Source organism: Lacticaseibacillus camelliae DSM 22697 = JCM 13995, from assembly GCF_001436615.1.
Lineage (GTDB): Bacteria > Bacillota > Bacilli > Lactobacillales > Lactobacillaceae > Lacticaseibacillus > Lacticaseibacillus camelliae.
Genome location: NZ_AYZJ01000067.1, coordinates 75,246 through 94,314 on the forward strand (window position 1 = coordinate 75,246; position 19,069 = coordinate 94,314).

Annotated in this window: 18 protein-coding genes and 1 tRNA gene; 7 read left to right on the forward strand and 12 right to left on the reverse strand. The window is 56.6% G+C overall.

The window, feature by feature from the left end:
• Window positions 1-26: 26 nt before the first annotated feature.
• The 3 genes from FC75_RS09830 to FC75_RS09840 are packed head-to-tail and all read left to right on the forward strand — an operon-like array spanning window position 27 to window position 2,017.
• The gene (locus FC75_RS09830) at window positions 27-848 is read left to right on the forward strand and encodes an undecaprenyl-diphosphate phosphatase (RefSeq protein ID WP_056989784.1); all 822 of its coding nucleotides are present in this window, start codon (window positions 27-29) and stop codon (window positions 846-848) included.
• Between the two features lie 12 nt (window positions 849-860).
• Window positions 861-1,499, forward strand: a complete 639-nt coding sequence (locus FC75_RS09835) for a copper homeostasis protein CutC (RefSeq protein WP_173581556.1) — start codon at window positions 861-863, stop codon at window positions 1,497-1,499.
• A gap of 50 nt (window positions 1,500-1,549) precedes the next feature.
• A complete protein-coding gene (locus FC75_RS09840; protein WP_056989785.1) occupies window positions 1,550-2,017 on the forward strand; it encodes a hypothetical protein in 468 nt (155 codons plus the stop codon).
• Between the two features lie 64 nt (window positions 2,018-2,081).
• On the opposite strand, the gene FC75_RS09845 is transcribed toward FC75_RS09840, so the two are convergent.
• The 4 genes from FC75_RS09845 to yjbM are packed head-to-tail and all read right to left on the reverse strand — an operon-like array spanning window position 2,082 to window position 5,363.
• Window positions 2,082-2,951, reverse strand: a complete 870-nt coding sequence (locus FC75_RS09845; protein WP_056989786.1) for a DegV family protein — start codon at window positions 2,949-2,951, stop codon at window positions 2,082-2,084.
• A 16-nt stretch (window positions 2,952-2,967) separates the two neighbouring features.
• Window positions 2,968-3,867 carry an RluA family pseudouridine synthase gene (locus FC75_RS09850; RefSeq protein ID WP_056989787.1) on the reverse strand — a complete coding sequence of 300 codons (900 nt, stop codon included), beginning with the start codon at window positions 3,865-3,867 and terminating at the stop codon, window positions 2,968-2,970.
• Window positions 3,857-4,666, reverse strand: a complete 810-nt coding sequence (locus tag FC75_RS09855; protein WP_054662989.1) for an NAD kinase — start codon at window positions 4,664-4,666, stop codon at window positions 3,857-3,859. The genes FC75_RS09850 and FC75_RS09855 overlap by 11 nt, the downstream gene beginning before the upstream one ends.
• Window positions 4,641-5,363 carry a GTP diphosphokinase gene (yjbM, locus tag FC75_RS09860; protein WP_056989788.1) on the reverse strand — a complete coding sequence of 241 codons (723 nt, stop codon included), beginning with the start codon at window positions 5,361-5,363 and terminating at the stop codon, window positions 4,641-4,643. The genes FC75_RS09855 and yjbM overlap by 26 nt, the downstream gene beginning before the upstream one ends.
• A 102-nt stretch (window positions 5,364-5,465) precedes the next feature.
• Here yjbM and FC75_RS09865 point away from each other — a divergent pair, with 102 nt between their 5' ends.
• From FC75_RS09865 to ald, 3 genes are all read left to right on the forward strand, one after another.
• Entirely contained in the window at window positions 5,466-6,059 is a 594-nt protein-coding gene (locus FC75_RS09865) for a CYTH domain-containing protein (RefSeq protein WP_056989789.1), read from the forward strand.
• A 115-nt stretch (window positions 6,060-6,174) separates the two neighbouring features.
• Window positions 6,175-6,786, forward strand: coding sequence for a DsbA family protein (locus tag FC75_RS09870; protein WP_056989790.1), 612 nt, complete (start codon window positions 6,175-6,177; stop codon window positions 6,784-6,786).
• A 115-nt stretch (window positions 6,787-6,901) separates the two neighbouring features.
• A complete protein-coding gene (gene ald, locus FC75_RS09875) occupies window positions 6,902-8,011 on the forward strand; it encodes an alanine dehydrogenase (protein WP_056989791.1) in 1,110 nt (369 codons plus the stop codon).
• Here ald and FC75_RS09880 read toward each other — a convergent pair.
• Complete coding sequence (locus FC75_RS09880; RefSeq protein WP_054662974.1) at window positions 7,979-9,043, reverse strand: competence protein CoiA; 1,065 nt, start codon at window positions 9,041-9,043, stop codon at window positions 7,979-7,981. The two genes, ald and FC75_RS09880, sit on opposite strands and share 33 nt — an antisense overlap.
• A 112-nt stretch (window positions 9,044-9,155) precedes the next feature.
• Between FC75_RS09880 and FC75_RS09885 the strand changes: the two genes are divergently transcribed.
• Window positions 9,156-10,493, forward strand: coding sequence for a metallophosphoesterase (locus tag FC75_RS09885; protein ID WP_056989792.1), 1,338 nt, complete (start codon window positions 9,156-9,158; stop codon window positions 10,491-10,493).
• Window positions 10,494-10,636: 143 nt separating this feature from the next.
• Here the strand turns inward: FC75_RS09885 and FC75_RS09890 are convergent, their stop codons facing one another.
• The 7 genes from FC75_RS09890 to FC75_RS09920 form a co-directional block, all read right to left on the reverse strand.
• A complete protein-coding gene (locus FC75_RS09890) occupies window positions 10,637-12,430 on the reverse strand; it encodes an ABC transporter ATP-binding protein (protein ID WP_054662971.1) in 1,794 nt (597 codons plus the stop codon).
• On the reverse strand, window positions 12,405-14,147 hold the full coding sequence (locus FC75_RS09895; protein WP_056989793.1) for an ABC transporter ATP-binding protein: 1,743 nt from the start codon (window positions 14,145-14,147) through the stop codon (window positions 12,405-12,407). The genes FC75_RS09890 and FC75_RS09895 overlap by 26 nt, the downstream gene beginning before the upstream one ends.
• Window positions 14,148-14,319: 172 nt before the next feature.
• Window positions 14,320-14,403, reverse strand: a tRNA-Leu gene (locus FC75_RS09900).
• 135 nt (window positions 14,404-14,538) lie between these two features.
• On the reverse strand, window positions 14,539-15,489 hold the full coding sequence (locus FC75_RS09905; protein WP_054662968.1) for an ATP-binding cassette domain-containing protein: 951 nt from the start codon (window positions 15,487-15,489) through the stop codon (window positions 14,539-14,541).
• Entirely contained in the window at window positions 15,479-16,594 is a 1,116-nt protein-coding gene (locus FC75_RS09910; protein WP_054662959.1) for an ABC transporter ATP-binding protein, read from the reverse strand. Before FC75_RS09910 ends, FC75_RS09905 begins: the two co-directional genes overlap by 11 nt.
• Before the next feature lie 14 nt (window positions 16,595-16,608).
• A complete protein-coding gene (gene oppC, locus FC75_RS09915; protein ID WP_056989794.1) occupies window positions 16,609-17,556 on the reverse strand; it encodes an oligopeptide ABC transporter permease OppC in 948 nt (315 codons plus the stop codon).
• Between the two features lie 3 nt (window positions 17,557-17,559).
• Window positions 17,560-19,068: an ABC transporter permease gene (locus FC75_RS09920; RefSeq protein ID WP_056989795.1), complete on the reverse strand. Its 1,509-nt coding sequence runs from the start codon at window positions 19,066-19,068 to the stop codon at window positions 17,560-17,562.
• Window position 19,069 lies beyond the last annotated feature (1 nt).

Here is a 19,069-nt window from a genome sequence, read left to right on the forward strand (position 1 = left end):
CCATTGGCAACTTTGAGGAGGATAATATGTTAGATATCATTAAAGCAGCAATCATCGGGATTGTTGAAGGCCTGACCGAGTTCCTGCCGATCAGCTCCACCGGCCACATTGACCTGGTCGATCAAATCGTCAAAATCAATCAAAGCCCGGCCTTCATGGCCATGTTCGAGTACGTGATCCAGTTTGGGGCGATCCTGGCGGTGGTGCTGCTGTACTTCAACAAGCTCAACCCTTGGGCACCCAGCAAATCAAAACCGGAGCGTGCCGCGACTTGGACGCTGTGGTTTAAGGTCATTGTGGCCGTCCTGCCTTCGGTCATCATCGGCCTGCCGCTGAACGACTTCATGGACGCGCACTTACACAAGCCGATCGTGGTCGCCTCGATGCTGATCCTGTACGGGATCTTGTTCATCATCATCGAGAACTACTTCAAGGACCGCTCACCTAAAATCACTACGCTGGCGGACATCAGCTTTCAAACCGCGCTGTTCATTGGGCTGTTCCAAGCCCTCTCAATCGTTCCGGGGACCAGCCGCTCTGGGGCAACGATCCTTGGGGCCATCATCCTTGGGGCCAGCCGCTACGTCGCGACAGAATTCTCATTTTTCCTGGCGATCCCGACCATGGTCGGCGTCTCGATTTTGAAAATCGGCTCCTACCTGATGAAGGGCAACGTCTTCACCGGCTTACAGTGGGGCATTTTGCTGACTGGTATGCTTGTCTCGTTCCTGGTCGCCATTGTGGCCATCAAGTGGCTGCTTAAGTTTGTGCAGACGCACGATTTCAAGCCGTTTGGCTGGTACCGCATCGCCTTGGGCTTAGTGGTACTGCTAGTCTTATTCATCTAGGAGGTTCTCATGCTGTTAAAAGAAGCTTGTGTTGAAAACTTTACTGACATTCCGGCGGCCTTGCGCGCCGGTGCCAACCGCATTGAGTTGAACGACAACCTCACCGTTGGCGGCACGACCGTTTCGCGCGGGGTCATGGCTGAAGCCATTCGCTACGTCCACGAGCACGATGCCGGGATCGTCTGCATGATTCGGCCACGCAGCGGCAACTTTGTCTACACGGACACCGAGCTGAAAATCATGGAGGCTGACCTGTTTGTCGCCCAGGAACTCGGCGCGGACGGCGTGGCCTTTGGGGCCTTGACGAAAGACCACTGGTTGGACGAAGAGGCGATGGAAAACCTGATCGGCGCCGCTGGCGGAATGAACGTCGTTATGCACATGGCGTTCGACGAGATCCCGGCAGCGCGTCAACAGGCCGCCATTGACTGGCTGGCCGCCCATGACGTGAGCCGCATCCTGACTCACGGCGGCCCGCTGAGTGTGCCCATTGCCCAAACGGTGCCTCACCTGCAGGAGCTCGTGAAAATGGCTGCGGGCAAGCTTGAGATCCTGCCCGGCGGCGGCGTGACTGCGGCTAATGTCGATGAAATCACCGCAGCCATCGGCGTCAAGCAGGCCCATGGCACCAAGGTGGTCACTTTCAAGTAACAGTCAACGCCGCGAGGATGATCCTCACGGCGTTTTGCAGGAGGCGGCAAATGGATCCCCAATTTACGACCATTCAGCTGAGCGGCGGCGGCATGACCCGGGCGGCGCTGGTCAACGCGCTGCGCGAGCGGCACGTCCAAACCGACCAGGCTGCCGAGCGGCTCCTCCAGACCATGCCCGTTTACCCAGGTGAGCGGCCCTACCCGATCCGTCTGGGGCTGATCCGCGCGCGTGACCTAGGGTTGAGCCAAGGCAGCACCCTGCCGCACATTTTTCAAACGGCCCAGCACTACGGCCTGGGCTTGGTGCCCCTTGCCGCCGCGGCCTTCCTGAGACTACAATGGGGCGATCAACCGGCCGGCAACGTTTTTGTTGCCAGCCCTGCCCTCAGCAACCAAGGCCCGCGTGGGTTCGCGCTGACCAAGGCAGCAAAGCAGCTGCAACTGCACGGCTTTTTTGCCAGCGATGACAAGCCGTGGCCGGCGACGACCAGCTTTGCGTTTGAGCTGAGTGTCTGACCACACAAAAGGCGACTGCCAGCCAATCTTGACTCGATTGGCTGGCAGTCGCCTTTTTGATTTCTTACTGCCGTTTGTCCGTCCCCATGACGAACGCCGCCACGCAGCCGAAACCGGTGTGGCTGGCAATCGTGAGCCCGATATCGCCCACCGTCACGTTCGCGGCTGGCGCTTTAGCCAAAATGTAATCTCGGACCTGGTTGGCCGCCTCGTAGTCCCCGGAAGTGGCAATCAGGATGGGCTGCTGCGGATCGCTTGGCAGCGCCGCCAGCATCTTGTCTCCAAGCGTGGTCAGCGACCGCTTGCGAGCCCGCACCTTACCGTCTACACGCAGCCGGCCCAGAGTATCCACGTCCATGATCGGCTTGATGTTGAGCAGCGTCCCCAGCGCTGCCGATGTGCGTGACACACGGCCGCCGTGATACAAATAATCCAACGAATCGACAGTAAACCATTCCTGAAGGCGCAGCCGATTCTCTTCGAACCAAGCCACCAGCTCCGCCAGGGTCTTGCCTTCTTTTTGCAGCCGGATGGCTTCAAGCACCATGCGCCCCTCCCCCTCAGAGGCTGCCAGGGTGTCCACCAGCGCGATTTGCGCCTCAGGATACTTCTCCAGCACCATGGCCTTGGCCTCGGTCGCCGCCTCAAAGGAACTGCTCAGACCGCTCGAAAACGCAATGTAGGCGACCGGCGTTCCCGCCTTGGCGTATGGCGTGAAAAAGTCGACATACTCGCCAACATTGATGGCCGAAGTGGACGGCATCACGCCATTTTTGATTTTCGCAAAAAAGTCTTTTAGCTCGTACGAGCCCCCCATGTCATCCGTCAGATCCTGGCCTTCAACATTGAAGTGAAAGGACACGAAGTTAACATTCGCATCTGCCAGGGTCTGACGCGGCAAATCGCACGCAGAATCGGTCAATAGTTGGTACATCTTTCCCACATCCTCATTATTTTTGGGCCAGGCCCAACTCGTTCTCCAAAGATAACATATCGTTCGGCAGCGGTGCCGTCAACTCCAGCGGCTTTTTCAGGATGGGGTGCCAGAAATGGAGATGGGAGCAGTGCAGCGCCTGGCGGTTCAGCCCAGCGGCCGGCCCGCCATAGAGATCGTCCCCGAACAACGGATGACCAATGGCGGCAAAATGCACGCGGATCTGGTGCGTCCGGCCGGTGTGCAGCTGCACGCGCACCAGACTGCCGCGCCTGTTTTGCGCCAGCGTCTCAAACTCCGTGACCGAACGCTTTCCCGATGGCACAACGGCGCGCTTCATGTAAAACTCAGGGCCATGGCCAATCGGCAGCACCAACCAGCCGTGCCGCGGCAGTTTCCTCGCGCCGGCGACCAGCGCCAAGTATTCCTTCTGCAGGTCGTCTGTGTGCAGCTCGGCGTCCAGCAGGCTGTGGATCAGCCCACTTTTGGCAAATAGCATCAGCCCGCTGGTGTCACGGTCCAGCCGCGTCACCACGTGAATCGCCGTGCTTTCCGCATGCGTCTTTAGCAGGTAAGCTTTCACCCGGTTGGCCATCGTGTCCGGACTTTTGCCGACATCTGGAATAGAGGGGACCCCGGCGGGTTTGTTGACCACCATTAGGTATTCATCCTCGTAAACGATCGCAAGCGGCGCGGCGAATGGCACCACCGCGTCCGCGGCTACTTCCGGCGCGGTTTGTAAAAAGATCACATCACCCGGCCGCAAAGTAAAAGCGGTGTTGCGTTGTCTTTTGTTCACAAACACAAAACCGCCATGAAACTTCAACTGTTTGAGCTGAGCCTGTGAAAACCCTTGGTGCCGCAAGAACGTCTGCAGGCTGACTCGCGGCCCTTGATAAGTCCACTTAAAGCGCATCCGGTTTCTTCTCCCCGATGAAGGCGTCCTCAACGCGGTCCCAGAAGTGCATGTGCCGATAACTGGCAAAGCGGATTTTTTCACTTGCCACTTTGAACCGGATCGCGTTGATCATGGCCGGCTTGGCCGTGAACTGATCAATCGACATCACATACTCCTGAAACGGCTCCGGCCGCAAGGACACCCATTCGTCTGGCGCCAGGATCATCGGGGCCGCCAGCGTGCGGAACACGCGGTTGTTGATCGAGGCGATCTCCGTCATTTGCAGGGCAGCCAGCCGAGGGTGGATCACCGCGCCCCCATTGGACTTGGAATAAGCCGTCGACCCTGTCGGGGTGGCCACGCACAGCCCATCGCCGCGAAAGCTTTCAAAAAAATTCTCCTTGACGTAAACATCAGTGCGCATGGTGCCGCTCGTGCCCTTCAACGTGGCTTCATTCAGCGCTAAAAAGTGCGCAGTCGTCCCGTCTTCGTAGTCGACCAGCACATCCAGCAGTGGGTAACTGGTACTTTCCCCAGAATCCCGCTTAAGGGCCGCAATCAGCTCATCCGTCTCGTAGTCACGCCAGTCGGTGTAGAATCCCAGGTGGCCAGTGTGGACCCCGATGAATCGGACCTCATCCAGCACCGCGGCGTAGCGATGGAACGCCGAAAGCAGGGTGCCATCCCCGCCAATGGTGATGACGACTTCCGGATGCGGCACGTCCACCTCAAAATTAGCCTGTTTCAGCCCCTTGATCAGTTTTTGCCGGGCCGCCTGAGAACTCGCGTTATTATTTGCTTGGATCGCTATGCGCATCGTCATTCATCCTTTGCTTACCGTCAGCGTCGTTATCATGGGAAGAATCCGGTTCATCCAACCGCCGCGGCATATTCTGCCCTTTGCCGTAGGAAAACAGGCGCTGCGCCTCCTGAATTTCTTCACGGATCTCGGACATTTCGTTATCAAGCAGCGCCGAGGCCTGGGCCGCGCGTTTGAGCCGCTCTTTCAGCGCATCGGGGAACTCCCCTTGGTATTTGTAGTTCAGCGAGTGTTCAATGGTGGCCCAGAAGTTCATCGCCATGGTCCGGATCTGGATCTCGGCCAGCAGCTTTTTCTCGCCTTCCACCATTTGGACCGGATACTCAATGACCACGTGATAGCTCCGGTAACCCGATGGCTTCACGTTGGTCACGTAGTCCCGCTCCTCGACGACCTTCATGTCCGTGCGCTGGTGGATCAGATCCACGACGGCGTAAATATCCTCGACAAACTGGCACTGGATCCGCAGCCCGGCGATATCCTGCATGTCCTGTTCAAGCAAGGCATCCGAGATGTACCTTCGCGACTGTTTTTCGATGATCGAATCCACCGGTTTGACGCGGCCGGTGACAATTTCAATCGGGGAATGACGGCTTTCCTGAAGGAATTGGCTGCGCATACCGCGAAATTTAATTTTAAGTTCCTTCACTGCCTGCTCGTATGGCATCAAAAAAGTATCCCAATCGCGCTGCATGCCAAAGCCTCCACTCTGATTCTGTTTCATTTTACCATAAATGCGCCGCCTGCCACCCACCGGCCAGAAGAGTAGCTGTATACTATTACCGAGGTGAATTGTATGAGTATCCAATCCGAGCAAGAGTTCAAAACCCTGATCACAGCTGACCAAGCTGCCGCCTTGCAGGCCGCACTGCCCTTTGCCCCGGCATTCGGTCAAGCCAATACCTACTATGACACGGCCGATTTTCGCTTGCACAAAGCTGGCCTGGGCCTGCGCATCCGGCTCTTTAACACGCGGGCTGAGGAAACGCTAAAGCTCCCCAAAGGGCCCGACCGCCTGCTTGAGGAAATGACTGACCCTCTGACCGTCAGTGAAGCGCGCCAGCTGATCCGGGCCAACAGCGTCGCCACCCACGGCCAGATTCGCGAGTATTTAGCGAGCCAGCAGATCCTGCCAGACAACCTTCAGCAATTTGCCGCGGCCACCACCTGGCGGCGCTTACTCGATGTTTCTGCCGGAAAGCTGACCTTAGATGAAACGCTGTACCCAAACGGCAAGCGGGACTGGGAGCTGGAGCTGGAGTACACCGACCCAGCAGCCGCCCAGCGTTACTGGGATCAAACGACCAAGCAGTTTGCAATCGCCTTGCAGCCCGTGCAAAACAAAGTTCGGCGGGCGTATGCCAACGTGAATATTTCACAAGCTGATTAATTGTCTTTGATAAGATTTCTGGTAAGGTAAGGATAAACAATAGGCACCGACAGTCGGTGCAAAGGTTGGTCAAACCTTAACCCGTTGCTTATTAGCCCAAACTGGAGGATTCGCCGTGTTAGAACTTTTCTTGTTCATCAACCCCATTGGCAGCCGCTGCCGTGAAGCAGAACTGATCGTCCAGCGTCTTTCCAGTGAGTTGACGCAAAAGATCAGCCTCCGCTTCGTTCCGCTGGTCAACTTTAAAGTCATCGACCAGTACATGGCCGATGCCCATTTGGATTCGCACAATCTGGCCCTTCGCAACCAGTTGTTTGACACGGCCTACCAATTGGCTGTGGACTACAAGGCAGCCCAGTTTCAGGGCAATCAAAAGGCACGCAAGCTGCTGATCATGGAACAGGCCCACATGACGATTCCAGTTGCCCCTTACGACCAGGAGACGGCCTATGAGTGCCTCGAGGCGGTCGGGTTCGACCTCGACGCGTTTCGTGATGATCGGCGCCGCGAAGAAATGCACCACTGTCTCGCCTCCGATCAAGCGATTGCCGTCGAGATGGGGATCACCAAGACGCCGGCGGTGGTGATCATGAACAGCGCAAGTGCCGGCGATGGGCTGCGCCTGGGCAACCTGAAATCCTACGAACGGTTTAAGAGCGTCGTGCAAAAAATTATCACTCAGCCAGAGATTCAACCCTCAAAAGACTTATTCCACGTTTTGCAGTGACCAAACGGCCAGGCAATTGCCTGGCCGTTTTTTTTGCTTGACAGCGTAACCGCTTTCTCGCTTTTGCTGCAGGCAGGCGCGTATCATTAACTCATATCAGCAAGGAGATGAACTCATGAAAATTGGAATCCCCAAAGAACTCAAGAACAATGAAAATCGTGTTGCCCTGACCCCCAGCGGCGTGCAGAGTTTTGTCGCCGCCGGTCACCCCGTCGCCGTGGAACACGATGCCGGTTTCGCCGCTGGCTATGCCGACGAAGCCTATGAGGCGGCCGGTGCCACGATGACCGATGCCAGTACCACCTGGGCAGCAGAAATGGTGATCAAGGTGAAAGAACCCCTGCCGGCCGAGTATCACTTCTTTCGGCAAGGGCTCATTCTTTACACCTACCTGCACTTGGCCGCAAACCGTGAGTTGACCTTGGCACTGCTCAAAGCCGGGGTGACCGGCATCGGTTACGAAACCATGGTGGGGCCGGCAGATGACCTCCCCGCGCTGGCCCCGATGAGCCAAGTGGCGGGACGGATGGCGGTGCTTGTTGGGGCGGAATGCCTGCAGAATCAAAACGGCGGCAAGGGAATCCTGCTAACCAGTGTCCCTGGTGTGCCGAAAGCCCATGTCGTGGTCATCGGCGGCGGCGTTGTCGGTGAAAATGCGGCGCGCACCGCGCTTGGCTTGGGCGCACGGGTCACCGTCATGGACATCAACGCCCATGTCCTTGCCAAACTCGACACCGACTTTGATGGTCAAATCGAAACGCTGTTCTCGACGCCGGCTAATCTCAGCGCCATTCTCCCCACTGCAGATCTGGCCATCGGGGCGGTGCTGATCCCAGGCGCCAAGGCGCCGAAAATCGTGACCGAAGAAATGGTGGCCAGCATGCAGCCCGGCTCGGTCGTCGTCGACATTCCGATCGATCAAGGCGGCATCTTTGCCACGTCAGATCACGCGACCGACTTCGACCACCCCACCTATGTTAAACACGGCGTCATTCATTACGCTGTGGCCAATATTCCAGGGGCCGTGCCGCGGACAGCCACCGAAGCTTTAACGGCGGTCACGACCCCGGCGGGGCTCAAGATCGCCAGCCTGGGGCTGGCCAAAGCCGCCAAAGCCGACAACATGGTGTTCACTGGGATCAATACTTACCAAGGCGCCCTGGTTGAGCACGCCGTTGCCCAAAGCCTGGACTTAGCTGAGGCCGGCCTGGCCGAGCGCCTGTAACTTTTCATCGACTGTGTCGTACCACCGCGGCACGCGGCGCCACTGCCAGCCAGTGGCGCTTTCCTGTAAATACCCCCCAGTTGTCAACACGGCCAGCCATTGCCGCCGCACTGCCGCCTGCAGCAGGCCCTCAGGCAGCTGCGGGGCGCGCACGCTTGAATACTGCTGCCAGAAAGCCGCCTCGGCGGCTTTTTCAATGGGCTGATGCTGAAACCGAAGCAGCCACGCGGCGCGGATGGCCCACTCCGGGGCATCAAGACCTGGTAAATGCCGCAGCGCTTGATGCATGAGCCAAGGCGCGCCCGCCAAGTTTAGGCCTTGGCCGCTGGCGCGCGCCTGCAACTGCATCACGGCCGGTGCACGGTGAACAAGCGCGGCCTGAATCGCCTTGGCGCGACTGGCGAGCGGCTCAACGTACACTCGCGTCTGTCTCCTGGTCGGCAGGCCCTGGCGATACTCGGTTTCAACGATGGCTTGGCTTGTCAGCTGCAAGAGTGTCATCGCTTGCTTGGCCGGGTCCAGCTGCCAAAGATGAAATCCCATGTCCTTGCCCCACCGCAGAAACCTTGCCTGCTTGCTGCCGGGCCAACGGGTCAGATACTGCGGCCCCGCGATCCAAATCACCTCTAAGTTTAGTGACTGATAGCCATCCGTCCGCGCTTTAATCCGCTCCGGGCTGATCCCACTGCACTGAAACTCCAAAATGCGCTGCCTGCCCTGGTGCTCCCAGACGACATCGGCGCGCTGCTGAATCTCAGGATAATAAGTCTCCAGCGTCACCGTCTCGCCGATCTGCGCCCCAAACTTGGCCAGCCACCATTTGCCGGCCAGGTGGGTCTCACTTTCCGGCTCACTTGACGTTTTGCAGGCGTTGTCCTTGTGCGCAAAGTGCGCGATCAGTTGGGCCCCGTTTTTGATTCGCAGCTCGCCTCGACACGCCGGACAGCGAAAGCGCTGACCGCTAAGCCCTTTCGCCTGCTCGTGGCTGCGCAGCGTCACCAGCTCATCTGCCTCATTCAACGCAACTAGCATGCCCCTCACCTCCAGTCAAAGATTACGCCGTCTCACACCGGAAACGCATCGGCAATACACGACTAACTGCGGTACAATCAATTTAACGAATATATCTAAGGTGGGGTCGCGGATGAAGTGGTTTGGCAAAATCTTGAGTGCATTGCTCGCAATGAGCCTGCTGGCGTGGGGGCTGACCCTGGCGACCCCGCAGCGCACTGCGGCCAAGGTGCTCACCCAAAGTCGCACACCAAGCTTCTGGGTGCTGTCAGACTCGCATTTCATCGCGCCGGCCCTGCATGATCACCAGGCGGCCTACCGCGAGATTGCCCGCAGCGCCGCGGGCAAAGACGTTGACTACCAGCCGGTGGCCATTCGCGCACTGGTGCACGAGGCGCTGACCGCCCGGCCGCGTCCCACTGCCGTGATCATTACCGGTGACGTCACCTTCAACGGGGCCAAGGCCAGTGCGCAAAGCCTCGCAAAGCGGCTGGCCCCCTTGCAAAAAGCGGGCATCCACGTTCTGGTCACGCCTGGTAACCATGACATCTACGACGGCTGGGCGCGCAAGTATCAGGGCAACCGGCAACTCAGAGTGGCCCACATCAGCCCCACGGACTGGCGCAATATTTTTAGCGATGGCTACCGCAATGAAACCAGCGAGGATGCGGATTCGCTGAGTTACACCGTGACGCTGAATCGCGATTATCAGCTGATCATGCTTGACTCCAACATTTACACCGTTCAGCCGAGCAATCGCAATCCCAACACCGGAGGCGAGTTGAAGCCAGCGACCATGAGCTGGCTGCGCAGTCAGCTGGCGGCCGCCAAGAAGGCCGGCCGCACCAGCCTGGTCTTCATGCACCACAATCTGTACACGCACAACGCCATGGTCAACCGCGGCTACGTGTTGAATAACGCCCCGCAGCTTCGCAAGTTGTTGACCCAGTACCATGTGCCCGTTGTCTTTTCTGGTCACATTCACGCCCAGGATATTAAAAGCGGCAGCACGGCTGCCGAACCAGTGGAAATCGTTGATGGGGCCTTTTCGATCTCACCGGCCGGATATGGTGTCGTGCAGCTGACGCCGAACCAGTTGACGTATGATCGCCAAGCCGTCAACGTCCGGCCCGTGCTGACGGCCAAACAAAAACACAATCCTGACCTGATGCACTACCAGGCCTACCTGAAGAAGCTCTTCCTGCAAAATGGTGAGGCGCTGGCGGTAAACAGCCTCTTTGACCATCAGATGAGCGAACGCAAACGCGAGGCCGGCGTTAAATTCTTGGGTGAGCTCAACTGGCGCTTCTTCACCGGCCAAGACGACATTTCCAATGCGGCGGCGGCCAAGCTGCGCGCCACAACCGGTTACCAGGTGGATGACCAAGTGCCGAGTATTCATCGCTATATGAAATCAATTATGCAGGATAAAGATCGCAACGACCTGCATCAAGTCATCCCCACCAAGTGAAGTGCGCGACATAAATGCCCCAATCGCGTTCCATCACGCAACAGTCGAGTAAACAAACACCTCTGCACCGCGATTTTAAACCGCATCGTGGCGCAGAGGTGTTTGTCTTGTAGGCTAAAACGACTTAATGTCTCAGTCGCCTGCTAATGCTGATCGAACTGACTGTTGTACAAGGCAGCATACGCCCCGTTGCGCTTCAGCAGTTCCTCGTGCGTGCCGCGCTCCACGACGCGCCCATCATCAATGACCAGAATTTGATCAGCGTGACGAATCGTAGACAGCCGGTGGGCAATCACAAAGCTGGTCTTGCCTTTCATCAGCCCGGTCATGGCCCGCTGAACATCCGCCTCGGTGTTGGAATCGATTGATGCCGTTGCCTCATCCAAGACCAGCACCGGCGCCTCAGCAATGAAGGCACGGGCAATGCTGAGCAGCTGCCGCTGGCCCTGCGAGATGTTGTGCGCATTCTCGGCTAGCACGGTATCATAGCTGTCCTTCAGCTGGCGGATAAACCCGTCTGCATGGGCGCGCTGCGCCGCCAGCACCACGTCATCGTCGGTCGCATCGGCTCGGCCCAGCCGAATGTTTTCTCGAATCGACAGCTGGAACATGTAGGGCTCCTGTTGAACCACGGTGATCAAGTGCCGCAGGTCCTCACGCCGAATCAAAGTCACGTCGCGACCGTCCAGCAGCACCCGGCCGGACTGCAGCGGGTAAAGATTGGTCAGCAAGTTCATGATGGTGGTCTTGCCCGCGCCGGTTGCCCCTACCAGCGCGATGGTCTGGCCAGGTTCAGCAACGAGGTTAATGTCATGCAAAATCTGGCGGCCCGGTTCATAGGCAAAATCAACGTGCTCGAACTCAACGTGCCCGGTGGTGGTTTTAACTGAGACCGCCTCTGGGACATCTTTCTCCGGCTGCTCATCGATCACCTCAAAGACACGCTCAGCCGAAGCCAGCGAAAGCTGCAGGGTGTTGATCAAATTCAGGACATTGTTGATCGGCCCGGTGAAATTGCGCAGATAGATCAGAAACGTGAAGATGATCCCAACCGTGATCGTACTGCTGCCGGTGAGGATCGAAAATGCCCCTGCGGCGGTGATGGCAAGGTACGCCAGGTTGTTGGTCCCGTTGTTCACCGGCCCGATAAAGCTGGACACAGACTGGGCGATGAACGCGGCATGCGTGTATCGCGCATTGGTCTGATTAAATGTCGCCATCGTGTCCGCCTCGTGGTCAAAAAGCTGGACCACCTGCTTACCCGAAACCGATTCCTCAATCTGCGTGTTCAAAGCGCCCAGTGCCTCCTGCTGCGTCATGAAGGCCTTCTGCGTGACCTTAGCCGCAGCGCGGGTGAACAGGTACGTCAACCCCGAGGCGGCCAGCGCGATCAGCGTCAGGAGCGGCGACAGCACCAGCATCGCTGCCCCCATGCCCACGACAGAAACAATGCCCGTAAAAAGTTGGACAAAGGTCTGCATCATGGCGGTGTTGATGTTGTCCACGTCGTTGGTCAGCCGCGACATCACATCCCCGTTGTCATGAGTGTCAAAGTAGCGCATCGGCAGGCGCTGGAGATTGCTGAAGATATCACGGCGAATGTCCGCCGACGCCTTCTGGGCGACTTTTACCGTCACCGCATTCTGAAAATAGGTGAACACCGCCGAGAGCAGGTACATCACGCCAAGGACCAAGCAGATGACATAAAGCAAATGCAACTTGCTGGCCTTGAGAAACTGATCGACGACAATGCCGTTGACCCGGTTGCCAATAATGGTCGCCGCGGTGGTGAAGATGGTCAGCACAAACACAATAATCAGCTTGCCGCGCGCAAACCCAATGTACCCTAAAATCCGCCGCGCCGTCGCCTGCCAGTCCGTGACTTGGGCCTTTTCCTGGTGCAGGTTGTGTCTAGGCCCGCGATTCATCACTTGCATCAAAACGCCCTCCTCCCAGCTGAGTCTCAACCAACTGCGCGTAAAACGGCGAGCTGGCCAGCAGCTCCTGATGGGTCCCCCGGGCCGCCAGTCGCCCTTCCTGCATCACCAGGATCTGATCGCATTGCAGCAGGTTGGCCACCCGCTGCGAGATGATCAGCGTCGTGCGGCCGCGCCGGTGCTCGACCAGCCGCTGCTGAATCCTGGCGTTCGTGGTTTGGTCGACCGCGCTCGTCGCGTCGTCAAACACGAGAATATCCGGGTCAGGCACGGCCGCACGCGCAATGTTCAGCCGCTGCCGCTGGCCGCCTGAGAAGTTCTTCCCGCCTTGCTCAACCGGGGCATCATACCGCTTGGGCAGCGGCTCGATGAACTCATCTGCGTCCGCCAAGTGCGCGCCGGCCGCCAGCTCGGCCTCGGTGGCTGCTTTTTCACCAAAGGTCAGATTGTGCCGCACCGTCCCAGAAAACAGCATGGCGTCCTGAGTGGCCACGGTCACCTTGTGGTGCACAGCCGCCAAGTCGAGCTGCTGGGTGTCCACACCGCCGATCCTAATAGTGCCGGTGTAATCATCAAACCCGCGCGTCAGCAAGTTGATCAAGGTCGACTTGCCGGAACCAGTGGTGCCGATAATGCCGAGCCACTGCCCGCTTGGCACGGAGAAACTGATGTCATCCAGAATGGGCTTGCTTTGATCGTAGCCGAACGACACGTGATCAAACGTCACACTCGAATCCTGTGGCGCGTCAGCAGCAGAACCCACCTGCACCTCACCGACTTGCTCGCTGAGGACCGCTTGAACGCGCGTCGCCGATGTGATCGCCCGCGAAAAGGCGGTGATAATGTTCACCGTCATGACCATCGCGTTGGTGATCTGAATCATGTAATTGATGAAGGCAATGATTTGCCCATCCAGGATCACCCCACCGACGTCCAGGGTGCCACCATACGCCAACGCGATCACGACCCCAAGATTGAGCAAAAATTGAATCACCGGCGCGAGCGGCACCGTCGCCATGGAAGCCCGCACGGAGCTGTCAAGCAAGGCGTTATTGGTCTCAGTAAACTGCGCCTGCTGGTGATTTTCAAGCACAAACGCTTTGATGGTCTTAGCGCCTTGCAAATTTTCCCGCATCACTCGGTTCATGTCATCGGTTTTGCCTTGCATGTCCGTGTAAAACGGCAGGCTGCGCCGCATCACGACCAGCGTGTAAACCAGCAGAATTGGCAGGATCACGAATAAAATCGGCGCCAGGCGCGGCGACACCAGCGTCGACATCACGACGCCGCCGAGCATCAGCATCGGCGCCCGCACCATCCCACGGGTCATCATCATCACCAAATTTTGCATCTGGGTCACGTCGTTGGTGATACGGGTGATCAAAGTTGCCGGCGGCAGGCCGCCAGCCGCGCGAGAATTTAAGGCAATGGTCAGCATTTTCGTGCGCAGGCTCTGCCCCATGTGCAGTGAGGCATAATTGCCCAAGACGCCGGACCCGCCTCCGGCACAGATGCCGATCAACGCAAACATCAGCATCAAGGCCGCCGTTTTGATCACGAACTGCATGTCCCCCTTGGCCAGCCCTGAGTCCACAATGTCCGCCATCATCGTCGGCTGCTGCAAGTCGCAGAAGACCTCGATCAGCATGACCAGCGGCGCAAGAAAAAATGTCAGGCGCACCTTGCCATGCATATTTTGCATCAGGATTTTAAACACCTTGCCACCTCCACGAAAAAAGCGCCACTGAACCCAGGCCTAGTAAGGACTAAGGATCCGTGGCGCTGCTTGAAATGTTCATAAGGTCAGTTTACTGCACATCGCCCGGCTGTCAAATATTTTAGACGACAAAAAACCGGCCATCTGGGGATGACCGGTTCAAGAACTTTGATGCCGCAAACAGGAGTCGAACCTGCACAGGGAAAACCCTACAGCGACCTGAACACTGCGCGTCTGCCAATTCCGCCATTGCGGCAGCAACAACTAGTATTATAGCAAGCGCGGCACGCTTTGCCAACCGTTTTCGGATTCAAAAAGTCCCCACTCGTGATGAGTGGGGACTTACGGGAAGCCGTCCAGAGGGGGCCGAACGACCTACCAGAGGAGCAGACTAGATCTGACCCTGTTCTTTCAATTCCTTGGTGTAACGGGCCTGTTCTTCTTCGTTGCAGTAAACGAAGTGACCAGGCTTGATCTCGACAAACTTTGGCTTATCGGTTTCGTAGTGGTGCATGCTCGGGTCGTAAACATACGACTTGCGCGTGCGGGCAATTTGCGGATCCGGCACTGGCACAGCCGAAAGCAGTGCTTCGGTGTACGGATGAATCGGGTTCGTGAACAGCTCTTCAGTCGGCGCCAGCTCCAAAATGCGACCGGCGCGAATGACCGCAATGCGATCCGAGATGAACCGGACAACAGACAGGTCATGGGCAATGAACAGGTAGGTGACACCCTGTTCACGCTGGAACTTCTTCAGCAGGTTCAGCACCTGCGCCCGAATGGAAACATCCAGCGCGGAAATCGGTTCATCGGCCACCACGAGGTCCGGCTGCATGATCAGCGCGCGGGCGATCCCGATACGCTGACGCTGGCCGCCTGAGAATTCATGGGGATAACGGTACAACTGCTCTGGCAGCAACCCAACTTCCTCAAGCATCGTCCGAACTTTCTTGACGCGGTCCTCTTCGGAATCGAACAGCCCATAGTTGTACAAACCCTCCGAAATGATGTAGTCGACAGTGGCCCGGTCATTCAGGGAGGCCGACGGATCCTGGAAGATCATCTGAATCTTGCGTTCGATTGAGTGCTTCTTCTTTTCAGAGATCTTGCCGTTGATCTGTTCCCCTTCAAAGGTAATGGTCCCTTTCTCCGTTGGGTTAATGCCCAGAATGGCGCGGCCAATGGTGGTCTTGCCAGACCCGGACTCGCCAACCAGCGAGAAGGTCTCACCCTTGAAAATGTCGAAGTTGACATCCTGAACAGCAACAAACTTATCTTTCCCTGAGCCAAAGGAGATCTGCAGATCCTTCAGACTAACAATTGTTTCTTTATCATTCGCCATCTGCATCATCCTCCTTATTGGCATTGAGCGCCAGATCCAAGTTCTCCAAGTGGGATTCCGCCACAGTTGCGGCCATCCGTTCGTGCAGGTTTTGAATCAGCTTCGGCTTTTCAGTCTTCGGCGCCCGCGGATCCAAGAGCCATGTCTTGGCGTAATGCGTATCGGAAACCTTGAAGAATGGCGGGTCGGCCTTGAAGTCAACCTTCATCGCCCACGGATCGCGCGGCGCGAAGGCGTCGCCGACAATGTCCTTGTACAGACTTGGCGGCGTGCCTGGAATCGAGTACAGCTGACCACCCTTTTGGGCCAATTGCGGCAGCGAGGACAGCAAGCTCCAAGTGTACGGGTGACGCGGATCGTAGAAGATCTCGTCGCAGGTGCCGTACTCAATGATGCGGCCGGAATACATGACTGCGATGCGGTCGGCAATGGACGCCACAACCCCCAGGTCATGCGTAATGAAAATGGTGGTAAAACCGTCTTCCTTTTGGAGGGACTTGATCAAGTCGAGGATTTGGGCCTGAATCGTGACATCCAGCGCGGTTGTCGGTTCATCGCAAATCAAAATGTCTGGCCGGCAAGCCAGCGCCACGGCGATGACGATCCGTTGCCGCATGCCGCCAGAATACTCAAACGGGTACTCATTGTAGCGGGCCGCCGCATTAGGAATGCCTGTGCGGTTCATCAGCTCAATCGCAATTTGCTTTGCTTCGGCCTTCGACTTGCCCTGGTGCTTGACCACGACTTCGGCAATCTGAGACCCAATCGTCCGGATCGGGTCCAGCGATGTCATCGGGTCCTGGAAAATCGTGGCGATTTCATTGCCACGAATCCCTTCCCACTGCTTATCTTTCGTTAGCTTTTCAAGGTGCTTGCCTTTGTACACAATCGTACCACCGGCAATCTCACCGTTTTCTTCCAGCATTCCGGTAAAGCTTTTGGTCAGAACAGACTTGCCGGAACCGGACTCCCCGACAATGGCCAGTACTTCACCCTTGTAGAGATCCATCGAGACATGGTGGATTGCCTTGAGCGTCTTGCCGCGGACATGGAAGTGAACAGAGAGGTCGTCAATTTTCAGAATCGGTTCTTTTTCGTCACTCATTGTCACTCCCCCTTTTATAAGTGTGTGCGCGGATCCGAAGCATCAGCCAGCCGTTGGCCGACCAAGTACAGGGAAACCGCGATCAGCGCCAGCACAAGCACCGGCAGCCAGAACAAGTACGGATAACTCGTCATGTATGGTGAGTACTTGGAAATTAACCGGCCCAGTGACGGGGTGCTGGCCGACAGCCCAACGCCCAAGAAGGAGAGAAACACTTCATATGAAATGTAGGACGGCAAGGACAGCGAGACTTGGGTGACAATAACGGATGTCAGGTACGGCATGATGTTGCGTAAAACCATCCGTCCCAGCCCAGTGCCCAGTGTCTTGGACGCAATGTTGTACTCACGATCGCGCATGATCATGACCTGGACCCGGATGAAGTACGCTGTGCCTAACCACCCGGTGACGGTCATCGCGAAAATCAGGTTCCAGAAGCCCGCCCCGAAGGAGTAGGACAGAACCATGATGATCAAAAGCTGAGGCACGTTAGAAATAACGTTGTAAACTTCCAGCATGATGCGATCAAGGCCCTTAGAAGTGCCCCAGACCGCACCAACGGCAACACCGATAACCGTCGTGATCAACGTCGCAATGACGGAAATCGAGATGGAAATTTTCGCACCAGCCCAAATCGCATCAAACAGTGATTGCCCATTGTCATCGGTCCCGAACCAGTACTTGGCACTCGGCCAGTTGTATCGGGCCCCAAAATCGTTAATTTTAGACACGTTGTTCAGCGAATAGCCAGAAAATGACGGCTGAATGAACGACATCAACAGGATTGCCAGCATCAGCAGTAATAGGAAAATGGTCATCTTGCTGGAGAAAAACGCACGGCCGACAGAACCCCAATACGAGTACTTTTCGGTATCGAGTTTTTCAGTTTCAAGCTTATCAATCTCCACCGGGGTAAAGTCGGAATCCTGAATTTCTGGTTGAGCAGTTTCTTTTTCAGCCATTGACTATTCCTCCCCCTTTGATGTGTCGGACGACGACAGCTTAATTCGCGGATCAACTAGGACCATGGCAATGTCGCCAAGCAGAACGGAGAGAACAGCAATGGTGGTGAAGATGAAGACCAGTGCGATAACGACCGCGTTATTGTGCGCAGAAATTGAATCTGGCAGCATCTTCCCCATCCCAGGGGCAGCGAAAATCTCTTCGGTCATCGTGGCCCCACCGATCAATCCGATGATAGATCCAGGAATCCCCTGAACGATTGGAATCGAGGCGTTCTTAAAGATATGCTTGGTGTAAATTTCGCTTTCGTTCAGGCCCTTGGCCTTGGCAAATTTCACGTAATCAGACTTCTGCTGGTCGATCATGAAACGCCGGAACCAGATCACCAGCCCGGAAACGCTCAGCAGCCCTAAGACCACCGCAGGCAGAACCCAAGAACGCCAGTTCTCGGCCCCCAAAGTTGGAAATGAATCCGGCAGGCCGAACAGCGTGGCCCCTAAGTAACGGAAGACGTAGATGAAGGCCAGACTCGGGACGGCAATCAGCACGGTGACCACGAAGGTCCCGGCGCGGTCGAACCACTTGCCTTTTTTCCGCGCCATGTAAATGGCCATCGGAATCGCAATGGCGTACGAGATGATCAGCCCGATGAACCCGGCCCGGACAGAAGTCCCAACCATTGAAGGATCGCGGTTGAGTTGCTCGGTACTGGTGTAATCGTCCTTGTACTGTTCATAGGCTTCGGGATCGCGGTGCTTCCGCGGCTGGTAGGCCCGTGTGTACACGTCATCAGACGTGATGAGCTTACGACCGTTCGGGAACGTCTTAGTGATGCTGTCGGCAGGGCCTTGGCCGCCGCCAATCACTTCACTGACAGGTTCGCCAGCATAAGTTGGATAGGAAGTCCCAAGGTTGAACTTCAAGAAGTTCTCGTGAATGTACGGAAACTTCGAGTTGAAGTAAAGCTGGTAACGGTACTTTGTCCCCGAACCAACGACAGCCCAGCCAACCAAAGGATCATGCTTGATCTTCAGGTAGCGCGGCAGATTCGGGTTTTTCGGGTCATGAATGGCCCACGGGGTATCGATTTTGATCATATTGCCATAGAAGCGGCCGAGCCGTTCCCAAATTGGCAGATCACGCGTAGCATAGTAATCCTTGCTGATCTTAAAGCGGTGCAAGGTATAACCATTAGCCTTCGTCCACTTTTCGAACGCAGCTTGGTTGGAGGCGGTATGGGCAGCTGTCACTGTGACCTTAGGATCGGCTTTCTCGACCGTCTTGATCAGTGACCTAGTGTCCTTGTAATCCATGTAGTTCATTTTTTCGTACGCGTTATTCTTGTAATCAGTCAGCGAGTCGGGCTTCGAGGACAACTTGTTGATCATCGGATCCTGCTTGAACACGTCCCGTCGTGGGATCATCGTGTAGATCAGGATGAATGTCAGGGTCGTGACCAGAAAGATACTCACGATTGAACGAAGTACGCGAAAGAACAGATACTTCTTCATG

Coding starts and splice junctions, on each gene's coding strand:
- FC75_RS09830 (WP_056989784.1), top strand. CDS start 27: ATGTTAGATATCATTAAAGCAGCAATCATCGGGATTGTTGAAGGCCTG.
- FC75_RS09840 (WP_056989785.1), top strand. CDS start 1,550: ATGGATCCCCAATTTACGACCATTCAGCTGAGCGGCGGCGGCATGACC.
- FC75_RS09845 (WP_056989786.1), bottom strand. CDS start 2,951: ATGTACCAACTATTGACCGATTCTGCGTGCGATTTGCCGCGTCAGACC.
- FC75_RS09850 (WP_056989787.1), bottom strand. CDS start 3,867: ATGCGCTTTAAGTGGACTTATCAAGGGCCGCGAGTCAGCCTGCAGACG.
- FC75_RS09855 (WP_054662989.1), bottom strand. CDS start 4,666: ATGCGCATAGCGATCCAAGCAAATAATAACGCGAGTTCTCAGGCGGCC.
- yjbM (WP_056989788.1), bottom strand. CDS start 5,363: ATGCAGCGCGATTGGGATACTTTTTTGATGCCATACGAGCAGGCAGTG.
- FC75_RS09865 (WP_056989789.1), top strand. CDS start 5,466: ATGAGTATCCAATCCGAGCAAGAGTTCAAAACCCTGATCACAGCTGAC.
- ald (WP_056989791.1), top strand. CDS start 6,902: ATGAAAATTGGAATCCCCAAAGAACTCAAGAACAATGAAAATCGTGTT.
- FC75_RS09880 (WP_054662974.1), bottom strand. CDS start 9,043: ATGCTAGTTGCGTTGAATGAGGCAGATGAGCTGGTGACGCTGCGCAGC.
- FC75_RS09885 (WP_056989792.1), top strand. CDS start 9,156: ATGAAGTGGTTTGGCAAAATCTTGAGTGCATTGCTCGCAATGAGCCTG.
- FC75_RS09890 (WP_054662971.1), bottom strand. CDS start 12,430: ATGCAAGTGATGAATCGCGGGCCTAGACACAACCTGCACCAGGAAAAG.
- FC75_RS09905 (WP_054662968.1), bottom strand. CDS start 15,489: ATGGCGAATGATAAAGAAACAATTGTTAGTCTGAAGGATCTGCAGATC.
- FC75_RS09910 (WP_054662959.1), bottom strand. CDS start 16,594: ATGAGTGACGAAAAAGAACCGATTCTGAAAATTGACGACCTCTCTGTT.
- oppC (WP_056989794.1), bottom strand. CDS start 17,556: ATGGCTGAAAAAGAAACTGCTCAACCAGAAATTCAGGATTCCGACTTT.
- FC75_RS09920 (WP_056989795.1), bottom strand. CDS start 19,068: ATGAAGAAGTATCTGTTCTTTCGCGTACTTCGTTCAATCGTGAGTATC.